Origin of the sequence: Noviherbaspirillum sp. (genome assembly GCF_035254865.1) — a bacterium.
Classification (GTDB): Bacteria; Pseudomonadota; Gammaproteobacteria; order Burkholderiales; family Burkholderiaceae_D; genus Noviherbaspirillum.
Map to the genome: position 1 here is coordinate 1 of NZ_DATFAF010000039.1, position 26,317 is coordinate 26,317.

At 63.3% G+C, this 26,317-nt stretch carries 24 protein-coding genes; 13 read left to right on the forward strand and 11 right to left on the reverse strand.

The annotated features are described in order from the left end of the window. Positions 1-2,540, reverse strand: a 2,540-nt coding sequence (gene putA, locus VJ651_RS10145; RefSeq protein ID WP_324107343.1) for a bifunctional proline dehydrogenase/L-glutamate gamma-semialdehyde dehydrogenase PutA, incomplete at its 3' end; no start/stop codon positions are given. A 153-nt stretch (positions 2,541-2,693) separates the two neighbouring features. Between putA and VJ651_RS10150 the strand changes: the two genes are divergently transcribed. Next, the gene (locus tag VJ651_RS10150) at positions 2,694-3,152 is read left to right on the forward strand and encodes an Lrp/AsnC ligand binding domain-containing protein (protein ID WP_136419247.1); all 459 of its coding nucleotides are present in this window, start codon (positions 2,694-2,696) and stop codon (positions 3,150-3,152) included. A 37-nt stretch (positions 3,153-3,189) separates the two neighbouring features. Here VJ651_RS10150 and VJ651_RS10155 read toward each other — a convergent pair whose 3' ends face one another. From VJ651_RS10155 to phbB, 6 genes are all read right to left on the reverse strand, one after another. After that, the gene (locus VJ651_RS10155) at positions 3,190-4,458 is read right to left on the reverse strand and encodes an HD-GYP domain-containing protein (RefSeq protein ID WP_324107344.1); all 1,269 of its coding nucleotides are present in this window, start codon (positions 4,456-4,458) and stop codon (positions 3,190-3,192) included. 128 nt (positions 4,459-4,586) lie between these two features. After that, a complete protein-coding gene (gene fusA, locus VJ651_RS10160) occupies positions 4,587-6,635 on the reverse strand; it encodes an elongation factor G (RefSeq protein ID WP_324107345.1) in 2,049 nt (682 codons plus the stop codon). 343 nt (positions 6,636-6,978) lie between these two features. Beyond that, complete coding sequence (locus VJ651_RS10165) at positions 6,979-7,830, reverse strand: universal stress protein (protein ID WP_324107346.1); 852 nt, start codon at positions 7,828-7,830, stop codon at positions 6,979-6,981. 1 nt (position 7,831) lies between these two features. Continuing rightward, entirely contained in the window at positions 7,832-8,287 is a 456-nt protein-coding gene (locus VJ651_RS10170) for a universal stress protein (RefSeq protein ID WP_324107347.1), read from the reverse strand. A gap of 42 nt (positions 8,288-8,329) precedes the next feature. Beyond that, positions 8,330-8,776 (reverse strand): universal stress protein, encoded by a 447-nt coding sequence (locus tag VJ651_RS10175; RefSeq protein ID WP_324107348.1) that lies wholly within the window; start codon positions 8,774-8,776, stop codon positions 8,330-8,332. Positions 8,777-8,842: 66 nt separating this feature from the next. After that, a complete protein-coding gene (gene phbB / locus VJ651_RS10180; protein ID WP_324107349.1) occupies positions 8,843-9,565 on the reverse strand; it encodes an acetoacetyl-CoA reductase in 723 nt (240 codons plus the stop codon). A 344-nt stretch (positions 9,566-9,909) separates the two neighbouring features. Here phbB and VJ651_RS10185 point away from each other — a divergent pair, with 344 nt between their 5' ends. The 6 genes from VJ651_RS10185 to VJ651_RS10210 all read left to right on the forward strand — a co-directional run bounded on the left by VJ651_RS10185 (position 9,910) and on the right by VJ651_RS10210 (position 16,648). Next, a complete protein-coding gene (locus tag VJ651_RS10185) occupies positions 9,910-12,375 on the forward strand; it encodes a sensor domain-containing protein (RefSeq protein ID WP_324107350.1) in 2,466 nt (821 codons plus the stop codon). 37 nt (positions 12,376-12,412) lie between these two features. Further along, the gene (locus VJ651_RS10190; protein WP_324107351.1) at positions 12,413-13,189 is read left to right on the forward strand and encodes a hypothetical protein; all 777 of its coding nucleotides are present in this window, start codon (positions 12,413-12,415) and stop codon (positions 13,187-13,189) included. A 191-nt stretch (positions 13,190-13,380) separates the two neighbouring features. Further along, positions 13,381-13,764 carry a response regulator gene (locus VJ651_RS10195; protein ID WP_324107352.1) on the forward strand — a complete coding sequence of 128 codons (384 nt, stop codon included), beginning with the start codon at positions 13,381-13,383 and terminating at the stop codon, positions 13,762-13,764. Between the two features lie 60 nt (positions 13,765-13,824). Then, positions 13,825-16,029: a hybrid sensor histidine kinase/response regulator gene (locus VJ651_RS10200; protein WP_324107353.1), complete on the forward strand. Its 2,205-nt coding sequence runs from the start codon at positions 13,825-13,827 to the stop codon at positions 16,027-16,029. A gap of 126 nt (positions 16,030-16,155) precedes the next feature. Then, positions 16,156-16,359, forward strand: coding sequence for a hypothetical protein (locus VJ651_RS10205; protein ID WP_324107354.1), 204 nt, complete (start codon positions 16,156-16,158; stop codon positions 16,357-16,359). A gap of 40 nt (positions 16,360-16,399) precedes the next feature. Next, complete coding sequence (locus VJ651_RS10210; RefSeq protein WP_324107355.1) at positions 16,400-16,648, forward strand: hypothetical protein; 249 nt, start codon at positions 16,400-16,402, stop codon at positions 16,646-16,648. 23 nt (positions 16,649-16,671) lie between these two features. Here the strand turns inward: VJ651_RS10210 and VJ651_RS10215 are convergent, their stop codons facing one another. Further along, positions 16,672-17,631: a LysR family transcriptional regulator gene (locus VJ651_RS10215; RefSeq protein WP_324107356.1), complete on the reverse strand. Its 960-nt coding sequence runs from the start codon at positions 17,629-17,631 to the stop codon at positions 16,672-16,674. Between the two features lie 172 nt (positions 17,632-17,803). On the opposite strand from VJ651_RS10215, the gene VJ651_RS10220 reads away from it, so the two are divergent. Both VJ651_RS10220 and VJ651_RS10225 read left to right on the forward strand, forming a co-directional pair. Continuing rightward, positions 17,804-18,124 (forward strand): hypothetical protein, encoded by a 321-nt coding sequence (locus tag VJ651_RS10220; protein ID WP_324107357.1) that lies wholly within the window; start codon positions 17,804-17,806, stop codon positions 18,122-18,124. 30 nt (positions 18,125-18,154) lie between these two features. Beyond that, the gene (locus VJ651_RS10225) at positions 18,155-18,574 is read left to right on the forward strand and encodes a DUF2798 domain-containing protein (protein WP_324107358.1); all 420 of its coding nucleotides are present in this window, start codon (positions 18,155-18,157) and stop codon (positions 18,572-18,574) included. 74 nt (positions 18,575-18,648) lie between these two features. Here VJ651_RS10225 and VJ651_RS10230 read toward each other — a convergent pair whose 3' ends face one another. The 3 genes from VJ651_RS10230 to VJ651_RS10240 all read right to left on the reverse strand — a co-directional run bounded on the left by VJ651_RS10230 (position 18,649) and on the right by VJ651_RS10240 (position 21,599). Further along, entirely contained in the window at positions 18,649-18,876 is a 228-nt protein-coding gene (locus tag VJ651_RS10230; protein WP_324107359.1) for a DUF3820 family protein, read from the reverse strand. 40 nt (positions 18,877-18,916) lie between these two features. Then, the gene (locus VJ651_RS10235; RefSeq protein ID WP_324107360.1) at positions 18,917-19,459 is read right to left on the reverse strand and encodes an SRPBCC family protein; all 543 of its coding nucleotides are present in this window, start codon (positions 19,457-19,459) and stop codon (positions 18,917-18,919) included. A 124-nt stretch (positions 19,460-19,583) separates the two neighbouring features. Further along, positions 19,584-21,599: a hypothetical protein gene (locus tag VJ651_RS10240; RefSeq protein ID WP_324107361.1), complete on the reverse strand. Its 2,016-nt coding sequence runs from the start codon at positions 21,597-21,599 to the stop codon at positions 19,584-19,586. A gap of 327 nt (positions 21,600-21,926) precedes the next feature. Between VJ651_RS10240 and VJ651_RS10245 the strand changes: the two genes are divergently transcribed. From VJ651_RS10245 to VJ651_RS10260, 4 genes are all read left to right on the forward strand, one after another. Continuing rightward, a complete protein-coding gene (locus VJ651_RS10245) occupies positions 21,927-22,334 on the forward strand; it encodes an Hsp20/alpha crystallin family protein (protein ID WP_324107362.1) in 408 nt (135 codons plus the stop codon). A gap of 6 nt (positions 22,335-22,340) precedes the next feature. Then, the gene (gene lon / locus VJ651_RS10250) at positions 22,341-24,782 is read left to right on the forward strand and encodes an endopeptidase La (RefSeq protein WP_324107363.1); all 2,442 of its coding nucleotides are present in this window, start codon (positions 22,341-22,343) and stop codon (positions 24,780-24,782) included. 216 nt (positions 24,783-24,998) lie between these two features. Then, positions 24,999-25,205, forward strand: coding sequence for a hypothetical protein (locus VJ651_RS10255; protein ID WP_324107364.1), 207 nt, complete (start codon positions 24,999-25,001; stop codon positions 25,203-25,205). 111 nt (positions 25,206-25,316) lie between these two features. Further along, the coding region (locus tag VJ651_RS10260; RefSeq protein ID WP_324107365.1) for an RNA methyltransferase at positions 25,317-26,317 on the forward strand (1,001 nt) is incomplete at its 3' end.

Below are 26,317 nucleotides of genomic sequence, written 5' to 3' on the forward strand. Positions count from 1 at the left end.
CGCTGGCCGGCGCTGTCGAAGGCGGAGGTGATGACATCGGCGACCACTTGTTCGGCCAGCGCCGAGGAATCGACGATCATGGCGTTCTGCCCGCCGGTCTCGGCGATCAGCGGCACCGGGCGGCCGTGGGTATCCAGGCGACCGGCGAGGTTGCGGGCGAGGATGCCGGCGACTTCGGTGGAGCCGGTAAACATCACGCCCTTGACGCGCTCGTCGCGCACCAGCGCATCGCCGACGGTGCCGCCGTCGCCCGGCAGCAGTTGCACCACGCCTGCCGGGATGCCGGCCTGCAGCAGCATGCGCACCGCTTGCGCGGCGACCAGCGGCGTCTGTTCGGCCGGCTTGGCCAGCACGGTATTGCCGGCGGCGAGCGCGGCGGCGACCTGGCCGGTGAAAATCGCCAGCGGGAAGTTCCACGGGCTGATGCATGCCACGAGCCCCAGCGGACGATGGCTGTCGTTGGCGAAATCCTCGCGCACCTGGATGGCGTAGTAGCGCAGGAAATCCACTGCCTCGCGCACCTCGGCGATGGCGTTGGAAAAAGTCTTGCCGGCTTCGCGCGCCAGCAGACCGATCAGCGGCTGCATTTCCGCTTCCATCAGGTCGGCGGCGCGCTCCAGCGCAGCGGCGCGTTCGGCCGGCGGCGTGGCATGCCAGATTGGCGCGGCGGCCAGCGAAGCCTGCACCGCGCGGGCGACGTCATCGAGCGTGGCATTTTGCACGTGGCCGACGATGTCGCGATGGTCGGCCGGATTCTTCACCGGCTCGCGCGTGCCATCGGCAACGGCGCAGCCGAGCATGGGCGCGGCGCGCCAGTCGGCATGGCCGGTGGCCAGCAGCGCGCTCGACAGCGAGCCGAGGCGGTGCTCGTTGGCGAGGTCGATGCCCGCTGAATTGATGCGCTTGCCGCCATACAGCGCCTGCGGCAGGGGAATGCGCGGATGCGGCAGGCCAACGCTGCCTTCTTCGGCGGCGATTGCTTCGAGGCGCGCGACCGGATTTTCCACCAGTTCCCGGAGAGAGATCGACGGATCGGCAATGCGGTTGACGAAGGAAGTGTTGGCGCCGTTTTCCAGCAGGCGGCGCACCAGGTAGGCCAGCAGGGTTTCGTGCGAGCCGACCGGCGCGTAAATGCGGCAGGGCTTGTTCAGCTTGTCATCGCCGACGACCTGGTCGTACAGCGTCTCGCCCATGCCGTGCAGGCACTGGAACTCGTAATCGGTCACGCCAAATTCCTGCGCCCAGATATAAATGGAGGCAAGCGTCTGCGCATTGTGCGTGGCGAATTGCGGATAGATCACATCGGTGGAGGCGAGCAGCTTTTGCGCGCAGACCAGGTAGCACACGTCGGAATACACCTTGCGCGTGTACACCGGATAACCCGGCATGCCATCGACTTGCGCGCGTTTCACTTCGGCATCCCAGTACGCGCCCTTCACCAGGCGAATCATGAACTTGCGCTGGCTGCGGCGCGCCAGGTCGGCGAGATACTCAATCACGAAGGGACCGCGCTTTTGATACGCCTGCACCACGAAGCCGATGCCGTCGAAACCGGCCAGTTCAGGGTCGAATGCCAATGCGTCCATCAGGTCGAGCGACAATTCCAGCCGGTCGGCTTCTTCCGCATCGATGTTCAAGCCGATGTTGTATTGCTTTGCGAGCAGGATGAGCTTCTTCAGGCTGCCCAGCAATTCCTGCATAGTGCGATCGCGCTGCGCGCGCGAATAGCGCGGATGCAAGGCGGACAGCTTGACCGAGATGCCGGGACCGTCCTTGATGCCGCGGCCGTTGGAGGCCTTGCCGATCGCATGGATGGCGCTTTCATAGGAACGGAAATAGCGTTCCGCGTCTTCCATCGTCAGCGCCGCTTCGCCCAGCATGTCATAGGAATAGCGGTAGCCGCGTGCTTCATTGTCGCGGCTGTTGGCGAGCGCTTCGGCAATGGTCTGGCCGGTCACGAACTGGTTGCCCAGCATGCGCATGGCGAGATCGACGCCTTTGCGGATCAGCGGCTCGCCGCCCTTGGCGATCAGTTTCGTCAGCGCCGAGCCGAGGCCTTGTTCGCTGCTGGTGCCGACCAGCTTGCCGGTAATCAGCAAGCCCCAGGTCGCGGCATTCACGAACAGCGAGGGCGACTCGCCAAGGTGCTTGCGCCAGTCGCCCTTGCTGATCTTGTCGGCGATCAGGCGGTCGGCGGTCTGGTGGTCGGGAATGCGCAACAGGGCTTCGGCCAGGCACATCAGTGCCACGCCTTCTTCGGACGACAGCGAAAATTCATGCATCAGCGCATCGACGCCGGATGAACGGGTGCGCCTTTCGCGCACGGCCTCGACCAGCTCGCGCGCCAGCGACTGCGTGCGTTCCAGCGCGGTCGGATTGACCCTGGCCTGCGCCAGCAGCCATTGCACGGCTTCGCGCTCGTCGCGGCGATAGGCGGCAGTGATGGCCGCGCGCAAGGGTGTCGTTTCATGGGAAACTTCCGCGTGCAGTGCAGCAAATGGAGTCAGAACGGGTGTTACTTCACGGGAGGAAATCAACATAAAAATCCGTACAAAAAAGAAATCGGTCATAAAAATGATGATTCGATTGTAGTAAGCTTTAGTAAGGATTAATTCTGGAAATCCGGTTCACTATCGAAATTTTGTATTTTGTGGGACAATCGCGCCGAACAAAATTCTTACGAGACGAACGCCATGCTCGACAAAATCAGCAAGAAGATTCTTTCTGAATTGCAGAACGACGGCCGCATCAGCAATGTGGAGCTGGCGTCTCGCGTCAACCTGTCGCCGGCCGCTTGTCTCGAGCGCGTTCGCAAGCTGCAGGAAGCCGGTTACATCATGAGTTATACCGCGCAGCTCAATCCGCAATTGCTCGACGTGTCGCTGCTGGTGTTCATTGAAGTGGTGCTCGACCGCACCACGCCGGAAGTGTTCGAAGCCTTCAAGCGCAGCGTGCAAGTGATCCCCGAAGTGCAGGAATGCCACATGGTCGCCGGCGGTTTTGACTATCTGGTAAAGGCACGCGTGAAGGACATGAATGCCTACCGCGAATTCCTCGGCAAGTCACTGCTGCAACTGAAAGGCGTGCGCGAGACGCACACCTATGCAGTGATGGAAGAAGTGAAGAACACCACCAAGCTGCCGATCCGATAAGACTCTCAGTCCCCATCTGTCATTCCGACGGGCGGCATCAAGCCATGTCCGCATCGGAAAAGAAATGCCGGTTCGCCATCTGCCGCATCAGCTCCATGGTGTCCGCTTCGCTCGCGCTGATCGCGCGCGTTTCGATTTCATCGACCATGCGTTCGAAGATGTCCAGCAGCCCCGGATCGAAATGCTGCCCCCTGCCTTCGCGCATGATCGCCATCGCCTTGTCGCGATGGAACGGTTCCTTGTAGGGGCGCCTTGCGCGTAGAGCATCGTAGACGTCGGCAATGCAGAAGATGCGCGCGGCGAGCGGAATGGCCGTGCCGGCGAGCTTCTTCGGATAGCCCGAGCCGTCCCATTTCTCATGATGGCCTTCGATCACTTCGCGCGCATTGACCAGGAAGCCAGCCTCCCCCGCGATCTGCCCGCCGAGGTCCACATGCTGCTGCATGATCGCGAATTCTTCCGCGTCGAGCTTGCCCGGCTTGAGCAGGATCGCATCCGGTATGCCGATCTTGCCGACATCGTGCAGGAAGGAGCCGGCGATCAGGTTGCGCATCTGTGCCGGATTCAGCCCGGCTTCCTCGCCCAGCCGCGCGGCGATCCACGCCACGCGGTAGTTGTGCGCACCGGTGTCTGAGTCGCGCTTGGCGATCGCGCGCCCGAGCGCTTCAAGGATGCCGATGTGTGCCTCCAGCAGCGATTGCGCGCGGCGGAAGTTCTTCACCGCCAGATCGGTCAGCAGCGGTGCCAGCACCAGCGCGCACACCAGCACCGATACCGCGGCCAGCAGCGCCGACACGATGGCCGAATGACGGATGTTCCACAGCTCCACCTCGTCCAGCACGCGCACGCCTTCCAGATGACCAATGACCAGGCCTGTCGATGAAATCAGCGGCGTGAAGACGCGCAATACCTGCTGGCCCAGCACCTGCGCGGAATCGTAACCGCCTCCCGCCGGCGGTGCGCCATGCGGCAGCTTCTTCAGCGCCTCTTCGATGGCGTCGAATCCGGGCTGAACCGCTTCGGCGACCTTCCTGCCGTCGGACGAATACACTTCCGCGACGGCGAAGATGCCGCCCACCATGCTCTCGATGGCCTTTGCCAGCGCCTGCTCGCGTTGCGGCGAGGGCAATTCCAGGATGGCGGCCGGCACCACGCGCCGCGTTTCGATGCCGAGCATGCGCACCGACGCGTCTTCCGCCGATTCGCGCGCATGCAGATAACCGAGAACGGCGGCCGCACCCGCCACGGTGAAAGAAACGGCAAGCACCCGGATGAGCGCGTTTTTCAGCAGACCCCGCAATTTCATGGAAATGCCCCTATTGTTCCAAGGGGCAATAATAACGCTTCCCGGTGGCGCGGGGGATGCCGCCGGGAAGCAAAGCGATTGCAAAGGGAGGCGGCGGGTTCCTCGCTATGCGGTCCCTGCCGTTGTATTTACTCTTCCGGCGCCACCTTGTACTGGCTCGCCAGCCGCTGCTGCACCGCCGGCGGTACCGGGTCGTAATGGCTGAACTCGACCGTGTAGCTGCCGCGCCCGCCGGTGGTCGAATGCAGCCGCGACTGGTAGCCGTTCAGTTCCGACAGCGGCACCTGCCCGGTCACGACCACGGTGCCGGCCTGCGCGGTCTGCATGCCGCTGACCTGGCCGCGCTTGGACGACAGGTCGCCGGTGATGTCGCCCATGTTTTCTTCCGGCGTGACGATCTCGACGTTGACGATCGGCTCCAGCACCATCGGGCGCGCCTTGAGCACGGCGTCGATGAAGGCCTTGCGGCCGGCCGTGGAGAACGCGACTTCCTTGGAGTCGACCGGATGGCTCTTCCCGTCGTACACGGTGACGCGCACATCCTGCATCGGGAATCCGGCCAGCGGCCCGGCGTCCAGCACTTGCCGAATGCCCTTTTCCACCGCCGGGATGAATTGACCGGGGATCACGCCGCCCTTGACCGCGTCGACGAATTCGAAGCCTTCGCCGCGCGGCAGCGGTTCCACGCGCAGGAACACTTCGCCGAACTGACCGGCGCCGCCGCTCTGCTTCTTGTGACGGTGATGACCTTCCGATTTGCCGGCGATGGTTTCGCGGTAGGCGATCTTCGGCGGATGGGTGGAGACTTCGATCTTGTACACGTCCATCATGCGCTCGAGCGCCGCGCGCAGATGCAGTTCGCCCAGGCCGCGCAAGACAGTTTCATTGGTGCTGATCTGGTGTTCGACTTTCAGGCAGGGATCTTCCGCGGTGAGCTTGCCCAGGATTTCCCACATGCGCTGTTCGTCGCCGCGCTTTTTCGGCTCGATGGTCAGGCCGAAGATCGGCAGCGGGAAAGGCAGCGGCTTGAGATGGATGTGATCGTCTTCGGCGGCGTCGTGCAGTACCGCGTCGAATGCGATGTCCTCGATCTTCGCCACCGCGCAGATATCGCCGGGCACGCCTTGCTGGACCTCGATCTGCTCCTTGCCTTGCAACATGTAGAGGTGCGCGACCTTGAACGGCTTGCGCGCGTCGCCAATGTACAGCTGGCTGTCACGCCGCACCGTGCCCTGATGGATGCGGAACACCGAGAGCTTGCCGACGTAAGGATCGACTGCGATCTTGAAGACATGCGCGAGCACGTGTTTCTCCGGATCGGTGACCGCGTGGATTTCGCTGCGCTGACCCGGTGCGTTGACGTCGTCGCGATAGAACATCGGCGGATTGCCTTCGGATGGATTCGGCATCAGCTTGACGAACACATCCAGCAGTTCGGCAATGCCCGCGCCGTTGCGCGCCGAGACGAAGCAGATCGGCACCAGATGACCTTCGCGCAAGGCCTGTTCAAAAGGGGCGTGCAATTGCTCCGGTTCGATCTCGCCTTGTTCCAGGTAGAGCGCCATCAGATCGGCGTCGACTTCGACCACCTGATCGACCAGCGCGCGATGCGCTTCCGCCACCGAGGAAAAATCGGATTCGCCGGCCGGATTGAAGAAGCAGTCGACCACCTTGGTGGCGCCGGCGGCGGGCAGGTTGATCGGCAGGCATTCCTTGCCGAATGTTTCCTGGATGCGCAAGACCAGGCCGGGCAGATCGATGTTTTCCGCATCGATCTTGTTGACGATGATCATGCGGCACATGTTGCGCTGCTGCGCCAGTTCCATCATGCGCGTCGTCATCATTTCGATGCCGGATTGCGCATTGATCACCACCGCCGCCGTCTCGACGGCCGGCAGCGCGCTGATCGCCTGTCCCGCGAAGTCCGGGTAACCGGGTGTGTCGATCAGATGGATGCGCGTGTCGCGGTGATGCAGGTGGATGACGGAGGAGGTGAGCGAATGCTGGTACTTGCGTTCCAGCGGGTCATAGTCGCAGACGGTGCTGCCGCGTTCGAGGCTGCCCTGGCTGGAGATCATGCCTGCCTGATGCAACAGCGCTTCGGCCGCACTCGTCTTGCCGCAGGCAGTATGCCCGAGCAGGGCGATGGTTCGGATGGCTTCGGTACTGTATGGCATAGCGATTCCCTTTCGAAAGCTAGACAATCCCGCGTTAATCCTGTCGCTTCATTATCGCACCAAGCCTGCGCGCTGCGTCGATGGAACGGTGCTCAAAACGACTGGATAACACTCTCTGGGGATGCTACGGAGCGCCAAAGAAAAATTGATTGACGGACATCAAGGATTGCAAGAAGCGCCGGTCTGAATCCAGCGCGACTGCGTGAAAGCCAGCGTTGGACAAGCAAAAGAATTGATCGTCCACGGAAAACACGGAAGGCACGGAAAAATGCAACACAGGCTCTTTCCGTGGATAGAACTGTGGTCTCGTGCAATCGCCCTGGGCCGAAATCGCGTGCTGGAATCAGGCCGACATCAATACCGGAATCGTCATGGACTGCAGGACAGTGCGGGTCACGCCGCCAAGCAACAATTCGCGGAAACGGGAATGGCCGTAGCCGCCCATCACCAGCAGGTCGGAACCGCGACCGTCGGCCAGCGCGAGCAATGCATCGCCCACGCCGCCCTGCGTCGATTGCTGGATCACGTTGACCCGCACGCCGTGACGCGCCAGATACAAGGCGATGTCGGCGCCCGGTTGATCGCCGTGCCGGCCTTCATTCGCCCCGGCATTGAACACGACGAGATCGACCGCTTGCGCGCGCCGCAGCAGGGGCAATGCATTGACCACGGCGCGCGTGGCGCCGATGCTGGCATCCCAGGCGACCAGGATTTGCCGCCCCAGCGTGTCGCCACGGCGTGCATGGGGCTGGATCAGCGCCGGGTGTCCCGAATTCATCACCACGTATTCGGGAAAGTCGGGCATCACGAGCGGCGACAACTCATCCGGATCGAATTGTCCGATCACCACCAGGTCGCAGTAGCGCGCCCGCAGGCTGATGCCGGCGCTCGCCTCGTCGTCGATCAATGCGCTCTCGTACGACGCGACACCCAGGCCGCGCGCCTGTTCCTCGAATACCTGCAGCGCCTTTTGCGCGCGCTCGCGCAGGGCGTTCACGTGCAGCGCGAGATGCTGCGCGGTGTTGGGAGCGGCTTCATCGACCAGGCCGGTCTGATAGATGTATCGCGACACGCCGCTGGTCGCCGCGCCGACCAGGTGCGCCTCCTCCTGCGCGGCGATGCCGGCGGCAAGCCGGATGCGCGCATGCGCGTGCTTCGATACATCGACATGCACGAGTATCGTCCGGTAAGCCATGTCAGGCTTTCTTCAGGCGGAACACGAATACCGGGATGTCGCACAGCGCGAGCACCTTGGTGGTGACGCTGCCGAGCAATAATTGCCCGAGGCCGCTGCGCCCGTGCGAGCCGATGAAGATCAGGTCGCATTGCTGCTGCTGCGCGATCTCCACGATCTTCAATGCGGTCTGTTCCGAGTAGGCGATGACCGAGCTGTACTTCAGGCCGGCGGCCGTCGCTGCCTCCCGCACGCCGGCGAGGTAGGCTTCGCCGGTACGCGCGATCGAGACCTTGTACTCCTCTTCACTCGGATAGCTGGGCGGGATGATTTCCACACCGATCGGGTAGTGGTAGTCCGGCGCGATGAACACGCCGACCACTTCCGCGTCGCACTGCCGGGCGAATTCCACCCCGGCCTGCGCCGCTGTCGTGGCCAGCGCCGAGCCGTCGGTGGGGATCAGGATTTTCTTGAACATGATCGTCTCTTCAGGATTGATGCGATGCGAACTGCATCGCGACTACATATTCTGGCGAATGACCAGTACCGGAATGGTCGAGTGCGCCAGTACCTTTTGCGTTTCGCTGCCGAGCAGAAGTTCGCTCAGCCCCTTGCGGCCATGCGACGCCATGAAGATCACGTCGCAGCTCATGTTGCGCGCCGTATCGATGATCATCTCATAAGGCGAAAAGGATTGCTCGACCACGGTCTCGCACGGCACCTTCATGGCCTTTGCCGCATCGGCCACCTTCTGCACGTTCTGCCGCGCCCGCGCCAGCATCTCGTCTTCGTAGTGCACGCATTCCTCGGTCATCGCGCTTTCGGACAGCGGAGAGAACGGATAGGGCTCGGCGACCGAGAGCCCGACCACGTAGCCATCGCTTTCCTTCGCAAATTCGACGGCTGCGTGGATTGCTTCTTCGGCCAGCGTTGAACCGTCGGTCGGCACCAGAATTGTCTTGAACATGATGTTCTCCTTCACTGCGTGAAATGGCGGCATGCGCGTCCACTGCGTGGAACGAATCGCACCCGCCTAACTCATGTACTGTCCTCCATTCACAGAAAATGTCGCGCCGTTGATGAAGCCTGCCTGCTCGCTCGCCAGAAAGGCGACCACGCGTGCCACATCGTCGGGCGTGCCCAGCCGCCCGGCCGGGATGCTTGCGATAATCGTCTTGAGTATGTCCTGCGGGACGGCGGCCACCATCTCGGTATCGCAATAGCCCGGCGCCACCGCATTGACCGTGATGTTCTTGCGCGCGCCTTCCAGCGCGAGCGCCCGGGTGAACCCGAGGATGCCGGCCTTGGCCGACGCATAGTTGGTCTGGCCGGCCTGGCCCCTCTGCCCGTTGACCGAACCGATGTTGATGATGCGTCCGAAGCTGCGTTCGCGCATGCCTTCGATGACGCTGCGGCACATGTTGAAGACCGAGCCGAGATCGTTGTCGATCACGCGCTTCCACTGCTCCGCGCTCATGCGATGCAGCATCGCGTCGCCGGTGACGCCGGCATTGTTGACCAGGATATCGACCGGCCCCAGATCCTTTTCCACTGCCGAGACGCCCTCGCGGCAGGCGTCGAAATCGGACACGTCCCACTTGTACGAACGCATGCCGGTTGCCGTGCTGAAGGCCTGCGCCGCGCCGACCTTGCTGTAATAGATGGCGGCCACCTCCACCCCTTGCGACTGCAGCGCAATGGAGATTGCCTTGCCGAGGCCGCGTGTGCCTCCGGTGACAATTGCGGTACGTCTCATCGTCGATCCCCCGCATGCGGCCGGAGCAAGGCTGTCGTGCGATGCGACAGGCTCCAACACACATTCAGAGTAGACGAAGACCCAATGCACTGCAGCCGTTCACGTTGATCTGAGTCAACGAAATCCGGAAAAGTCATGCGCCATCGGCACAGCGTGTGTTGGCGCCGTTGATGCGCATCAAGCACTTATCGACTGGAAATATTCTCCTCGCCATCATCGCGCTGCCGACAAGAACCAAGTTGCACGGCGCCGGTCGAAAAAAAAACAGTGCATTTTTTGGCATCGCATTGCAGGGACTCGTGCCTTCTTCGCGTCAGTGCCGGAACGTGGTGCGAGGAGACGCAGTGCAGTCAATCATCGATGCCAACAGGGTCATTGCAGAGCATGCGGTCGATCCGATTTTCTTTACCGACACGCGGGGCTGCGTCATCTATGCCAATCCCGCCGCCGAAAAAGCCTTCGGCTACACAACCGGCGAATTCATTGCAAAGAACCTGCATGACCTGATTCATCATCGCCGGCCCGACGGTACGCTCTGCCCCGCGAGCGAATGCCCGTTCCACCGCAGCTATACCAGCGGCGAAGTGGTCGAGGATTGCACCGACACCTTCATCCGCAAGGATGGTTCGGGCATCATCATGTCCGGGTCTACGGCGCCGGTCGAGATCAATGGCGGCCGCGTCGGCCAGATGGTGTTCATGCACGACATCACCCGCCGCAGGGCCGCGGAGAATACCCTGGCCGAAAGCGAGCGGCGCTTTCGCCTGATCACCGATTCCATGCCGCAACTGGTATGGACGCTGACACCGGACGGCAGCATCGGCTATACCAATGCGCGCTTTCGCCAGTACCTCGGCACTGAGCTGCACTCCACCAGCGAGGCGCTCCTGCGCGTGCATCCCGACGACGTGGCACGCTCCAAGGCCGCGCTGGAGGACGCGCTGCATACAGGCACCGAATATCGGGTCGAGCAGCGCCTGAAGGCGCTCGATGGCAGCTATCGCTGGTTTCTGTCGCACGGCATTCCGCTCAAGGACGGTGACGGAACCTTGCTTGCGATGTACGGCTCGTCCACCGACATCGACGACATGCGGCGCGCCAGCGACGCCCTGCGCCGCAGCCAGGAGACCTTGCGGCTGGCGGCGCAGGCGACCCATCTCGGCCTGTGGGAATACACTGAATCCGGCGAGCTGATATGGGATGAAACCAACCGCCGCATCTACGGCCTGCCGGCGGATGTTCCGATGAGCTACCAGATGTTCGCCGAGCGCATCCACCCGCAAGATCGGGCGCGCATCGACGGCCGGGCCAGAAGGATTGCGGTGCATGGCGCGGCCGAGCATTTCAACGTCGAGTTCCGCATCATCCGTTGCGACGACGGCGCGGAGCGCTGGATACGCGTCAACGGCCAGTCGCTGGTCGATCCCGACGGACACTTTCGTTTCGTCGGCACCACGCTCGACATCACCGACAGCAAGCTTGCGGAGCAGCACATCCGCGAAGCCTCTCAGCGCGACACGCTGACCGGCCTGCCCAATCGTGCGCTGTTGTTCGAATACTGCGAGCATCTGCTTGCCATCGCGCAACGCATCCACAGCAGCGGTGCGCTGCTGTTCATCGACCTCGATCATTTCAAGCCCATCAACGACACCCACGGGCATGACATCGGCGACCAGGTGCTGAAGCAGGTCGCCAAGAGGCTGCTTGACTGCACACGACAGGAAGACATCGTCGGTCGCCTCGGCGGCGACGAGTTCGTGATCGCCCTGCCGCATCCGGACGATGCGCACGGCCCGACCACCGTGGCGCAGAACATCGTCGAGCGCGTCAGCGCACCCTATTACGTCGGGCCCCTGCAATTGCGCGTCTCGCCGTCGATCGGCATCAGCATGTATCCGCGCCACGGCGACAGCCTGGACGCCTTGATCAAGTGCGCCGACATCGCCATGTATGAAGCAAAGAAGGCCGGCCGCAAGTGCTACCGCTTCTACACGCCCTTGCTGGAGCATGCCTCGGACCGCCATCTCGCGATCGAGTTGCGTTTGCGGCATGCCCTCGAACATGACGAGTTGCTGCTGCACTATCAGCCGGTCATGGAGCTGAAAAGCGGCAGTGCAATCGGCGTCGAAGCCCTGCTGCGACTGCCGATGCCGGGCAGCGAACCGCTCGGTCCGCCGCAATTCCTGCCCGTCGCGGAAGCGGCCGGGCTGATCAACCAGATCGGCGACTGGGTCGCGCGCGCAGCCTGTCGCCAGCATCGGCAATGGCGCGAGGCAGGGCTACCGAACATCAGCATCGCCATCAATGTCGCCCGGCAGGAGTTCCGTCAACGCTCCTTCGTCAGCAACCTGGCGAACTGCGTGGCCCAGAGCGGCATGGACCCGGGCAGCTTGCAGATAGAACTGAAGGAAAGCACGGTGCATGAAGACCTGCACGAGACCATCGCCGCGCTGCAGGAACTGCGCTCGCTGGGCATTCGCATTGCGCTCGACGATTTTGGCGTCGGCTACTCCAGCGTCGGCCTGCTGACCAGCCTGCCGCTCGACAAGCTCAAGATCGACCAGTCCTTCATCCAGCGCATCGGACGCGACGCGAAATGCCGCGCCATCACCGATACCGTGCTGGCGCTCGGCCGTTCGCTCAAGCTGGAAGTCGTCGGCGAAGGCATCGAATCGGAAGATGAGGTCGACTACCTGCGCGGACACGGCTGCGACCAGGCGCAGGGCTACTATTTCAGCAAGCCGCTGACCGCCATGGAATTCGAGCGCTGGTTTCGCCATGCCTTTTCGGCGCGATGCACCGTGCATTGATGCAAGGCGCGTCGCTTTCATTCGGAAGAACAGTGCCATGCTCGACACACTTACCGGCTGGTTCGGCAGCGATCAATTCATGCCGCACGGCCACTGCTATCTCTGGACGCCCTCCCTGCTGTGGACCTATGTCGCCTCGGACGCGTCGATCGGGCTCTCGTTCTATTCGATTCCGCTGGCGCTGCGGTATTTCGTGCGCAAGCGTGCCGACCTCCAGTTCAACTGGATCTTCACGCTGTTTTCGATGTTTATCTTTTATCGCGGCACCACGCATCTGCTGTCGGTGTGGACCATCTGGCGTCCCGACTACTGGCTCGATGCATCGGTACGGGTCATCACCGCCGCCGTGTCGGTGTTTACCGCCATCGTATTGTGGCCGCTGATTCCGAAGGCCTTGCGCCTGCCGAGCACCGCGCAACTGCACGACGCCATCGATGCGCTCGCGCGTGAAGTGACCGACCGCAAGACCGCCCAGGCGCAACTGGCCGCGCTCAACGCCACGCTGGAACAGCGGATCGACGCACGCACGCGCGAGCTGCTCGACATCAATCAGAGGCTGCAGGCGGAGGTCGAAATGCGCAAGGCCATCGAACGCGACCTGTTTTCCGAAAAGACGCTGGCGCAAGCCACGCTGCAATCCATCGGGGAAGGCGTGGAGACCGCCGACCAGCATGACTTCCTGCGCGCGCGACTGCGACAAGGTACAGGGTTTTTTCTACAGCGCGCCGATCCCGGCCGATCGTTTTTCCGACATGCTGGCCGCGCAAGAGGAAGGCATGTGAAGGGCTTGCTGCGTTTCACCATGCGATATTGACCAAACGCAAAAAGTGTTTGGAAATTGGTCGTTACGCATTGCTGAAATCGACCGGTTTGCGAGAATACCTGCCGCAAACCTCAACCATCTGAAAAGTCCGCTCCCATGCCGTTCTTCACACCGCGAAACCGCAATGCTCCCGCCCACGCCGAGGCTGCATTCGCCGCCGACACTGCCGCCGGTTCTCCGGCATGACGAAGACATCGTTTCAGGTTCTTGTCGTCGAGGACAACAGCGACTTTCTGCAGATCTTGTGCGAGATGCTGGAGACGCTCGGCCATCGGCCGCACGGCGTGTCCAACGCCGAGGATGCCGTCGCCTTGCTCGGCACGCAGCCCTTCGACGTGTTGATCGCGGACGTGCAACTGCCCGGCATGTCCGGCATCGACCTGGCCAAGATCGTCGCCAGGAAAGCGCCGGAAGTCAGGATCGTTTTTTCATCCGGTTTCGGCTACCTGCTGACGGACAAGCTGGATTTCGACTTCGTCGTGCTGCACAAGCCGTATTTTCTCAACCAGCTCAAGCACGCGGTGGAACACTACGACAGCGAGCGGCGGATAGTCCGGCAGCAGTAATTTCCGTCGCGCCGTCCTGCCCGCCCGCGGTGTGCGCGTTGCCGCAACTTTGAAAGACAGATGCGCATTCGGTCCCGTCTTTTGCTGCTGGTCCTTGCGGTGCTGGTGCCGTCCATCCTCGGCGCCGCGATCGGTATCGCCTACCTGTATCACGAAGAGCAGAAGTTCCATCGTGAAAGCATGCGCGAAACGGCGCGCGCGCTGGCGCTGGTGCTGGACAAGGAATTTGCCCGGCGCGAGGCGATACTGCAGACGCTGGCCGCGTCGCCCGCGCTCGACCGCGGCGATATCTTCGCCTTCTACCGTCAGGCAAGGCAGGTCGCGACGGAGCGCGACGTGACGATCCTGCTGTCGCTTCCCGATGGACGGCAAGTCGTGAACACGCGGCTGCCCTATGGCGCGCATTTGCCGCACATGCTGCCAATGACGCAGGAGCTGCGCAGCAGGCAAGGACCGCTGGCCACGATCGTCACCAACCTCTACACGCCGCCTATCGGTGGCGCATACAGCTTCGGCATCCAGATCCCGGTCGTCCGCGCCGGCCAGGTGCCGTACTACATCGGCATGGGGTCGTACGCCCGACAGTTGCAGTCGGTGTTCACGGAGCAGAACCTGCCGCCTGACTGGCATGCCGGCATCATCGACCGCGACGGCATCATCGTGGCGCGCAGCAAGGAGCCGGAGAAATACGTGGGCAAGCCGGTGCGCGAGGACTTTGCCAGGAAGCTCGGCGCCACCGAGGGCTTTCACGAAGGAGCAACGCTCGCCGACCTGCCGTCGGTGGCATTCTTCAGCCGCGCACCCAGCTCGGAATGGGTGTTTTTCGTCAGCGTGCCCAAGCGCGTGATCCACCGGCCGGCGCTCGACGCCACCCTGCTGATGGGCGCGATTTCGCTGCTGCTGATCGCCATGTCGGCCGTGACCGCACTGGTCGTCGGGCGTCGCACGGCGCGGCCCATCGAAGCGCTGCGGCGCCAGGCCGAGCGCATGGGACGCAACGAACCGGCGCTGCTCGAGCGCTGCGGCGTCGTCGAGATCGACGCGGTCAACTCCGCCATGGTATTGGCCCATCGCGATATCCGCGACGCGCGTGCCGAACAGGAAAAGCGCATCGCCGAAGCAGTGGCCTCGGCCGAACGTTCGCAGCGTGCCTTGCTGCAGGCCCAGAAGCTCGAAGCGCTGGGACGCCTGACCGGAGGCATCGCGCATGATTTCAACAACCTGCTGCAGACCGTCGCCACCGGTGTGGAACTGGCCTTGCTGAGCTGTACCGATACGCGCGCGATCACCGCCCTCGAATCCTGCCGCCATGCCGTGCGGCGCGCGGCCGAACTGACCGGCCAGCTTGCGGTGTTCGGAAGGGTGCAGGAAGCCCGCCTGGAAACGATCAATCCCTCGCGCCAGCTGGCCGAAGTCGAGCCCCTGCTCAAGAGTGCCCTGCGCGGCGACATCGAATTGCAGCTTGCCGTATCGCCCGGCTTGTGGCCCGTCACCGTCGATCCGCTGCAGTTCGAACTGGCATTGCTCAACCTCAGCATCAATGCGCGTGATGCGATGCCAAGGGGCGGCACGCTGCGCCTTGAGGCATGCAATGTAACGCTGGCCGCACCGCTGGACGATCTCGTGCCGGGCGACTATGTGCGCCTGACGATCAGCGACAACGGCGACGGCATGCGCCCGGAGGTGCTGGCCAAGGCGCTGGACCCGTTCTTCACCACGAAAAGCGTCGGCAAGGGAACCGGCATGGGCTTGCCGCAGGCCTACGGTTTCGCCAAGCAGGCCGGCGGCACGCTGATGCTGCGCAGCGTGGCCGGCGAAGGCACCCAGGCCCTGCTGTATCTGCCGAAGGCGGCGCAGGTGCCGGCCGCGCCCCTGCCGGACAAGTCGGCGACGCCGCAACAGGCACATGGCGAAACGGTGTTGCTGGTGGAGGATGACGAGCATGTTCGCGATGTGGTGCAGACCGCGCTGCGCGACGCCGGCTTTCGGGTGCTGGCGGCCGGCGACGGCGAACAGGCCCTGCGTTTGCTGGAAACGGAAGAGCACATCGATCTCGTGTTCTCCGACGTCGTGATGCCGGGCAATGTCAGCGGCATCGATCTTGCCGAAGTGATCCAGCAGCGCTTTCCGGCGGTGCGCGTGATTCTCGCCACCGGTTACACCGAACACCGCATGCGGCTGACGGGCATTCGCATGCTGGCCAAGCCGTATGAGCTGAGCCAGGTGGTGAACGCGATGCAGGACGCGCTTTCCGGCCGGCATTGAGCACATCGATTGTTCTGCGATGCTTCGGTGATCCTTGACCTGAGTCAAAGGGCCACCCTTCCCAACTAAGGTAAAACAGAACACACGCTGCCAGCACTGGCGGCGAACATCCCGGGAGGTCTCGCGATGATGTGGCATCATGGAGTAGGCTGGCACTGGCTGGGAACGCTTGCAATGATCCTGTTCTGGACCTTGATCATCGTACTGGCGCTGGCTCCGATCAAATACCTGCGCGCGCAACTCGATTCGCCCGAACTGGGCGATGCCGGGCGCGACGAGGCCCAGGCGGACGGCAAGCGCAAGCCTGCCGCAGAAACGCCGCGCCGCTGAGCGCGGCCGCAATCTTTCATCAAGACTTCATGCAGGCGTCATGCACGCGTCACATGCGGCGCGTAGCATGCCGCGCATGGAGAACAAGCTCATTCCCGATATCGTGATTGTCCGCGACGGCGAAGCCTATCGCCTGCTGCACGGTCATCTGCGCCTGGCCAACGTGCTGCGCACCGCCGATGCCGTGTCGGTCGAAGTCAGGGGCGAAGGCAGCATCACCGTGATCAAGACGGCTGCCGGATTGTGCGTCGGCAAGGACGGGCAGCAGCTGCCGCTTCACCGGCATTGATCGCCGGCGCAGGAGCAATCCTGTCAGCGCGCGATGCCCGTTTTCGCAAAGGTGTCGCGCGTGGTTCCGCTCAAATGTTCGCGCAGCCATTTGTGGGCCGGATTGCGCGTGTCGCGCTCATGCCACAGCATGTCCACGTGCACATTCGGCAACGCGAACGGCAGTTCCTTGGTGATCAGCGCGCCGGTGATGCCGGTGGACGCGATCAGATGGCGCGGCAGCACCGTGATGAGGTCGGAGGTGGCCACCACCCGGCCGGCGGTAAAGAATTGATTCACGGTCAGGAGAATGCGGCGCTCGCGCCCTATCTTCGCCAGCGCTTCGTCCACCAGGCCGTTGGCACGGCCGGAAAAGCTCACCAGTACATGATTCGCCCCGCAGTAGTCGTCGATCGTCAGCTCCGTCTTTGCCAGCGGATGATGCTTGCGCATCACGCACACGTACCGGCCCGAGTAGAGCTGCTCATGGCGAATCGGCGTCACCGACGCTTGTCCGCCCGCCAGCTGCGCCACCACGCCCGGAAAGAACCCGACCGCCAGATCGATGTCGCCGCGAAGCAGCATCGGCCGCGGCTCGCGTGTCGTCAAGGGAACCATGCGTATCGTCAGACCCGGCGCATCGCGTTCGATCGAGCGCACCAGGGCCGGTAGCCACAGGGCGGCGGTGGCATCCGCCATGGCCATGCGGAAAGTGCTCTGCGCGCTGGAAATGTCAAAGTGTTCTTCCGGCGCAATCGCTTCTTCCAGCCCGGACAGCGCGCGCCGCACCGTCGGCCACAGGCTTTCCGCGCGCGGCGTCGGCTTCACACCATGCGCGGTACGAATCAGCAACTCGTCTCCGAGCGCATCGCGCAGCCGGCGCAGCGCATTCGACACGGCGGGTTGCGTCATTGCCAACCTGTTGGCTGCGCGCGTCAGATTTTGCTCCGTCATCACGGCGTCAAAGACGCGCAAGAGATTCAGATCCAGGGTCAGGAAGCTCATGTTTAAGGGCGGAAGCGGGTGGTGGGAATGGCAAACAGGAAAGACCCTGTTATTCACATGGAGTATAGCTGATATGTAAAACGGAAATTGGTTTTATAACTGTGAGCAACTTATACTGCAATGCAGCAAAAGCGAAAAATCGTATCGAGTGAATCTAGTCTTGGAGTAAATCATGTCTATCTTAACTATCGCCATCCCTGCAGAATCCGCCCTCCCCGCGTTACAGGTGCTCGTCGCCAACGCGCTGAATGTCATCCGCCCGCTGCTTGGCGTCGGCGTACTGGCCGCCGTGCTGGTCGCTTTCAAGCCCTTGCTGATCGGACTGCTGCGCGCTGCATTGCTGGTCGTCAAGCCGCGCCGTTCGCTGGAAGAGCGTGAGGAGCGCCGCCAGCTCAAGAGCATCATGCAGATCAACCGCATGGCGCGTGACGTGGAAAGCCTGCATCCGAGCCTGGCCGCCGAGCTGCGCTCGATCGCATCACGCGGCAACTAGGACGCCAAACACTTTCGACGAGGTGCCACCATGAGCGCAGTCAGCCATTCCTTCCACCCCAACCTGCTGGAGCAGGTCGCGTCCTATGTGCGCCGTTCGCGCAGCCTGGCGTCGATGCTGCCATCCCTGGTGCTGAGCGGTTTGATCACGCTGGTGATCACCGCGGTCATGCATGCGATGTGGTCGGGGGCGGCCGAAGGTTTCTTCGGCGCCTGGATGGAAAGCTGGCTGACCGTCTGGCCGATCGCCTTCCCGGTGACCTATCTGGTCGGTCCGACACTGTTCCGCCTGGCCGCGCGCGCGCCGGCGGTTGCTGTGCCGATGCCGGTCCGGCGCCACCCCGGGCTTGCGTTCGACGACATTCTCAACGCCTCGGAACGCGTCACTGCGCGAAACGGACTTACCGCCCTGCGCGGACTGAAGCCGAACCCCGACTTCAGCGCCGTGTAAGGCCGACCCGCTGTCTCCTCCTCCTTGCTAAGGAAGGATTTATGCCCCGCAAGCTTCGGCTTCGCGGGGCTTTTTTATGATGCACTCTCTGACCGTTGCCGCAAAGGTTTGAGCAGGTCCGACAGGCCGTTGTGATCGATCTCATGCATCAGTTCCAGCAGGCGGCCGATCTCGCCCGCAGGAAAACCTTCACGCGCGAACCAGTTCAGGTAATGGCCGGGCAAGTCGGCAATCAGGCGGCCCTTGTATTTGCCAAAGGGCATGGTTCGGTTGACGAGCAGTTCCAGGTCGGCGGGGTTCATGGTGCGGGCGGGTTTCTCGGTGCTGGGATGGCGCGCAATTTTATTCCGAAGGAGGAATGTTGCGCTCGATGGCCTGCCGGATTTCGTCCTTGTGCGCGGTGTCCTGCATTCCTTGTCCCACGCGCTCAGTTTCCTTGACCGCCCCGGCTGGCACACCATTCCCCGCTTCGCGGCCTTCGACGTAGGCTTTGAAGCAGGCCAGATCCTGCTCCAGCCGGTGCGCCATCATGGCCTCGGTGTTGCCGTCGGGCGCCGCCAGGAGTGTATTCGGCTCGCATTCCATGGTCAGGGTGACGCGCGCCTTGGCCGCGCCGACCGCCTGCAGCTCGAGCCGGCCAGCATTGCTCGGGCCGCTGGTGTTGCGCCAGGCAATGCAGCGATCCGGCTGCTGCTCGGTGATCTCCGCATCCCACTCCATGGTCTGGTACGACAGCTTGCTCGACCAGTGCAGGTGGGTGTCGTCGAGCTGCCGCACCGTATCGACATCCTGCATGAAACGCGGATAGTCCTCGAAGCAGGTGAGCTGCTGGTAGGCGGCATGCAGCGGCACGCCGACTTCAATCGACTGCTGGATTCTTGTCATGATGCATCTCCGTCTCGTGTGCTGGACTGCAAGCCCGCTGGCCATAAGGACAAGCGGACCTGCATTGAGAGCTCAGAGTGCAAGCCGGAGTACAAGTTGCGGCGATTTGCGCGTCGCGCCGACGCTACTTCGTGACGCGCAGATCTTCGCGCTCCGGCTGATCGCTCCCGGCGGCGATCCCGGCGGCGATCCCGGGCACGACGAAATCGAAGTCGAGCGGCGCGATATCGGGCTCCGCGCTGTGCGGCTTTGCGGGCTCTTCCGGGATCGGGATACTGGGCAGGACGAAATCGAAGTCGATGGGGCCGGTTTCCGCCACCGGTTCCTCGGGTTTTTCCGCCGCGGGCAGTTCCGGCAGCGCGAAGTCGATCGGACCGGCTGCGGCTTGCGCTTCTTCCTCGGCCTTGTCCGGCTGCATGCCGTCGAGGTCGAAGTCCAGGTCATTCGACGTGAGCTGCACGGACGATGGCCTTTCTTCCGCCGACATGACGGGCGGCAATGACGTCGTCTGCATCGCGTCGACTTTATCGGAGAGCGCAGACTGCGCTTTTTCCTCCGGGCTGTCTTCCGGCACCGGCAAGGCATCGTCCAGATCGTGCGCTTCGGCCGATGCCATGATGATTTCCGGCTGTGCGCGCGGCTTGCCTTGCGCGTACAGGGGATTGCCCGGGTCCATCTCGATGCCCATTGCCACCGCGTGCATCCAGTCCTCGCCTTCGCCCTTCGTCATCCGGTACAGCTCGCGCGCCAGCGCTTCGTAGGCATGCCGGTCCTTGCGACCGGCGTAGATGCTGAGCAGCTTCACGCGCAGCGCATGCCGCTCGGGCTGCTTGAGCAGCGCATCCTTCAGCACTTCCTCCGCCTGCACGTCGCGACCGTAGGCGATGTAGACATCGGCCTCCGACATGGCGTCGACCTCGCCGTCGCCACCATGGGAGGGCGTGCCGAGCAGCGTATAGCCGGAATTGAGCGTGCCGGTATCCAGGCCCTGGGTGCTGGTGTTCTCCACCGTGTTCGTGGCGGCGAAGGTCGTGGCGTCGAATGGCTTTTGCTCTCTCCTGCGCCGCAGGTAGAGGCCGGCCGCGCCCAGCGCCACGAGCAGCAGGCCGGCGCCCGGCAACAGCAGCGCATTGTCGAACCAGCCCGGTTCGGGTGGCGACGGCGGGGGCGCTGCCGGCTTGGGGCGGGCTGGCACTGCAGGCGCATCGTTCTTGACCTCCGCGGGTTTCGCCTCTGCGCTGGCGGACGGTGCGGCGGCACGTGCCGCAAGCGGGGCGGATGCCGTGCCGGCCGACTTGGTCAGCGCGTTCTGTTTCTGCAACTCCGCCAGCAGGCTGTTGGTCACTTCCAGCAGCTTCTGCAATTCGCCGACCTTGACCTCCAGCGCCTTGACGCGTGCGTTGGCGTCGGCCAGCGCCTTTTCCATCGAGGCGTACTCTTCCCGATCGACCATTGCGGCGGCGGCGTCGGGGGAAGACACCGCGTTGACGCTCGACAGATGCAGGCGCGGCTTGCCGCCGGCGCTGGCGTTGGCGGCCGGCCTGACCGCGGATTCATGCGGCACGCTCGCCTTTACCGGTGCCGGCGCTGCACGCCTTGGTGCCGGCTGAGTGGCTTGAGACAGCGATGTCTTTGCCGCTGCCTGCGCGACCACGTTCGCGCCGGACTTCGGCGCGGCCTTGCTGTCCGCGGGCGCGGCAGTGGTCTGCACTGCCTGCAGGCTCGTCGGATCGAGCAGGAAGACATATTCGCGCACCATGCGTCCGCTGCTGCCCGTGACTTCCAGCAAGAGATCGATGAACGGCTCGTTCATCGCCTGCGGGGACGCGACGCGGATGAGCTGCCGGTTGTCGCGCCGTTCGATCGCAAAACGCAGCGACAGCAAGGCCGGATTGAACTCGATATTGGCCTGGCGATAAGCCTCGAAGGACGCGAGTTTGACGCGCAGCCCGCCCTCGTCGTCTTTCGCCGGACCGACCAGTTCGATTTCGGCGCGCAAGGGTTGCCCGAGCGAAGACTGCACGCTGAGGTCGCCGAGTCCGATGGCGTGGGCTTGGGCAAAACACAGTGTCGAAAGAACCGCTGCGCTCAGGGTTTTCAGGCGAAGCGCGGTCCGGCGGAAGGACAAATTGGAAGACATGGTCGACTGCTGCAGAGAGGCGGTGAAAGCCAATGCTATGACGCAACTTGCACTACGTCAATTTTCTTGTTGAGTGTGAGCAATGTGGCTTGACGCGTTGGCAAGGCGCGCACGCCGACGGTTTTCGGTGCATGAACTTACGCAGGTCATCGCCGGCTTGCGCGCCTGTCAGTGTTGGACAACCGGCGCCGCTTCCCGGCAAACCGTGCATCGAATCGCACAAGGAATCGCACAAGGAAACACGCAAGCAGCGGTCGGATCGGCGGAACACGATGCGGCAAATCGTGTCTGACATGGATAAAATCATAACCGCACGAAAGACAGCGTATGAGATGGCGCGATCCGACCGCATCCATGTGGGATGAAGCACTGGAATTGCTGGAGCATGCCGACAGGCTGCATCGCCAGTTCTTTCAGCTTGAAAACCGCCGCAGCCAATCGCCGGCATGGCAACCGCCAGTCGATATTTTCGAGACGGAACGGGAAGTCCTGGTGTTTGTCGCCTTGCCCGGCGTCGCAGTCGAACAGCTCGAAGTTTCCATCGACGGGCCCGCGGTGATTGTGCGTGGCCAACGCGCGATGCCGGGCATTTGCCGTAGCGGAACGATACGCCGGCTGGAAATTCCCTACGGCCGCTTCGAGCGGCGGATCGAGTTTCCCGCGCAGCGTTTCCAGATCGGGCAACGCCTGCTGAAGGACGGCTGCCTCATGCTCACCTTGCAGAAGACCGGATGACCCATCATGACTGCGAACGCTGACCAGGGCGGGCACCGCGCGCTGCCTACGCACGACGACAATGCCGCCATCATCGAAGCCACGCAGCCGGTGCCGCCTCAGGCGCAGGTTCTGCCCGACGATGCCTTGATCATCATCCCGGTGCGCAACCTCGTGCTGTTTCCCGGCCTCGTGGTGCCGATCAACATCGGACGCGAGAAGACGGTCGCCGCCGCGCAGGAAGCCGCGCGCAGCGAGCGCCCGGTCGGCATTCTCCTGCAACGCGAGGCCGAGACGGAGGCGCCGCAGGCGGAGCACCTGCATCAGATCGGCACCACGGCAAGCGTGCTGCGCTACGTCACGCAAAACAACGATCACTTCATCGTCTGCCAGGGCCATCAGCGTTTTCGCATCGTCGAATTCCTGCAGGGGTATCCGTTCTACGCGGCCCGCGTTCAGGTCCTGCCGGAAGCCGAGGAGAGTAGCGCCGAAGTGCAGGCGCGCCTGTTGCAGCTGAAAGAACGCTCGGCGGAAATCCTCGGCATGCTGCCCACTGTCTCGAAGGAAGTCGTGGCCGCCGCGCAGAACATCACCTCGGCATCGGCCTATGCCGATTTCGTCGCCGGCCTGATGGACATCACGGTGCAGGAAAAGCAGGACATCCTCGAAACCGTCGATCTCCCGCAGCGCCTCGACAAGGTCCTGAGCTTGCTGGTGCGCCGCATTGAAATCCTGCGCCTGTCGCAGAAGATCAACCAGGAAACCAAGGAGCGCATGGATGAACGCCAGCGCGAATTCCTGCTGCGCGAGCAACTGAAAACGATACAGAAGGAACTCGGCGAAACCGATGAGGCCAATCCCGAGCTCGAGGATCTGGCGGAAGCGATCGCCAAGGCGCAGTTGCCGCCCGAGGTGGCAACGCATGCGAAGAAGGAACTCCGGCGGCTCGAAAAGATGCCCGAGGCCGCGGCCGAGTATTCCATGCTGCGCACCTATCTCGAATGGCTGTCCGAGCTGCCGTGGTCGGCCATGAGCGAGGACAAGATCGACCTCGACGAGGCCAGCCGCATTCTCGACGCCGATCACTTCGGACTGGAAAAGATCAAGCGCCGCATCCTCGAATATCTCGCCGTGCGCAAGCTCAACCCGCAGGGCAAGAGCCCGATCCTGTGCTTCGTCGGGCCGCCCGGCGTGGGCAAGACTTCGCTCGGCCAGAGCATCGCGAAAGCGACCGGCCGCAAGTTCGCGCGCGTCAGCCTGGGCGGCGTGCACGACGAGGCGGAGATCCGCGGTCATCGGCGCACCTATATCGGCGCGCTGCCCGGCAATATCATCCAGGCCCTGCGCAAGGCGGGCGCGCGCAACTGCGTGATGATGCTCGATGAAGTCGACAAGCTGGGCGCCGGCATGCATGGCGATCCGGCCGCCGCCTTGCTCGAAGTGCTCGACCCGGAGCAGAACGCGAGCTTCCGCGACAACTACCTCGGCGTGCCCTTCGACCTGTCGAAAGTCCTGTTCATCTGCACCGCCAATATGCTCGACACCATTCCCGGCCCGCTGCGCGACCGCATGGAAGTCCTCTCCTTGCCAGGCTATACCGAACAGGAAAAGGCGCAGATCGCGCGGCGCTATCTGGTGCAGCGCCAGCGCGAGGCCAACGGCCTCACGCCGCAGCAATGCGACATCAGCGACGAAGCATTGCACGTCATCATTCACGACTACACGCGCGAAGCCGGCGTGCGCAACCTCGAGCGCGAGATCGGCAGCGCGTTCCGCCACGTCGCCATGCAGATCGCGAAAGGCAGCGCGCAGCAGGTGCGCATCGAAGCGGCCGATCTGCGCGCCATCCTCGGCCCGAAAAGATTCGAGAGCGAACTCGCGATGCGCACCAGCCTGCCCGGCGTCGCCACCGGGCTGGCATGGACGCCGGTGGGCGGCGACATCCTGTTCGTCGAGGCCAGCCGCACGCCGGGCAACGGCCGGCTCATCCTCACCGGCCAGCTCGGCGACGTGATGAAGGAAAGCGCGCAGGCCGCGCTCACTCTCGTCAAGGCGCGCTCGGAGAACCTGCACCTCGCGCCGGAGATTTTCGAGAAGAGCGACATCCATGTGCACGTGCCGGCCGGCGCGGTGCCCAAGGACGGCCCCAGCGCGGGCGTCGCCATGTTCGTCGCGCTCGCCTCGCTGATGATGAACCGGCCGGTGCGCCACGACTGTGCGATGACCGGCGAGATTAGCCTGCGCGGACTGGTGCTGCCGGTGGGCGGCATCAAGGAAAAAGTGCTGGCCGCGCTGCGTGCGGGCATCGCCACCGTGCTGCTGCCTGCGCGCAATGAAAAAGAACTCGAAGAGATTCCGGAAGAGGCGCGCCGTCAGCTCCAGTTCGTGTGGCTGGAAACGGTGGATGATGCAGTGCGCGAGGCGATCGGCGAGACGCCGGAGCCGGCCGCGCCGAAGTCCGGCGCGTAGACCTGCATGTGTCGTGCCCGAACGAACACCTGCGTCAACAGTGTTGTGCGAGCTCCGGCACTACGCGCGTACACGGCCGCTTGAAACGCCGCTTTCCCCCTGTATTGTCGCGTCGTCGGCGACTTTCCGCGACTGGCACGCTCCCTGCAATGCGATAGACGAGCGCAAGCATCTGCACTCCATCGAACCTCATCTCATACCGCAAGGAGAATTGCCATGCAAACCCTGAGCATCAAGGATTTGTCGAAGACCGAAGAACTGGACCGCGCAGCGATGGCGGACGTGCACGGCGGCCGCATGAAGCTGCCGCTCCAGCACGCATCCACCGGAGGACTGCTGACCTCGCCTGACGGCGAGCCGGTATCGGTCTATGTCGACGGCGTGCTCGTCAACTCGGTGACCGACGGCTACGTGCACGTCTGAGGCGTCTCCGCGCCGATTTGGAAAAAGCCGCTCACCGGCTTAAAATTCAGCGATCCACAGGCGCGGCCGCGGTCGTGCCTGTCTTTCCATTCATCGGCCGCCGCTTCTCCCATGCAAATCGACAGTATTCGCCAGCGCCTGCGCGCGCTCGGCGCCAAACCGGAACACGAACAGCGCGTGCTGCGGGACTGGATACAAGGCCGTTCCCACGATCAGGGGCGGCGCCGCGCGCAAGACTATCTGCCGCTGAGCCTGCGCGAGGCCTTGCCCGCGCTCGATGCCGAGCTGCGCGGCATGGCGCGTCTGATCGCCTCGCATCCGGCAGAGGAGGGATCGGCGCGGCTGCTGGTCGGCTTGAACGACGGCCAGACGGTCGAGAGCGTGCTGCTGCCGCGCGGCGGATTGTGCATCTCCAGCCAGGTCGGTTGCGCGGTCGGTTGCCAGTTCTGCATGACCGGGCGCAGCGGCCTCATCCGCCAGCTGACGAGCGGCGAAATGCTGGCCCAGGTTGCGCTGGCACGCACGCAACGCGCGGTGAAGAAGGTCGTCTTCATGGGCATGGGCGAGCCCTCGCACAATTTCAACAACGTGATGGACGCCATCGAAGTGCTCGGCACCGAGGGCAACATCGGTCACAAGAGCCTGGTGTTCTCGACCGTCGGCGACGCGCGCGTATTCGAGCGCCTGCCGCAGGGCGTGGTCAAGCCCGCGCTCGCCTTGTCCCTGCACACCACCAAGGCCGACTTGCGCGAGACGCTGCTGCCGCGCGCGCCGCGCCTGACGCCGCGCGAACTGGTCGAGCTGGCCGAAGAATACGGCCGCGCCACCGCCTATCCGGTGCAATACCAGTGGACCCTGCTCGAAGGCATCAACGACGGCGACGACGAGATCGAAGGCATTGTCGAACTGTTCAAGGGCAAGTACGGCGTGCTCAACCTGATCCCGTACAACAGCGTTCCCGACCTGCCGTTCAGCCGGCCGCAGGTGGAGCGCGCCCGCGAGATGGTGCGCATACTGCATCGGCGTGGCATCCTCGCCAAGCTGCGCGATTCCGCCGCGCAGGAAGTGGACGGCGGCTGCGGACAGTTAAGGGCGCGCAGCATCAGGATTCA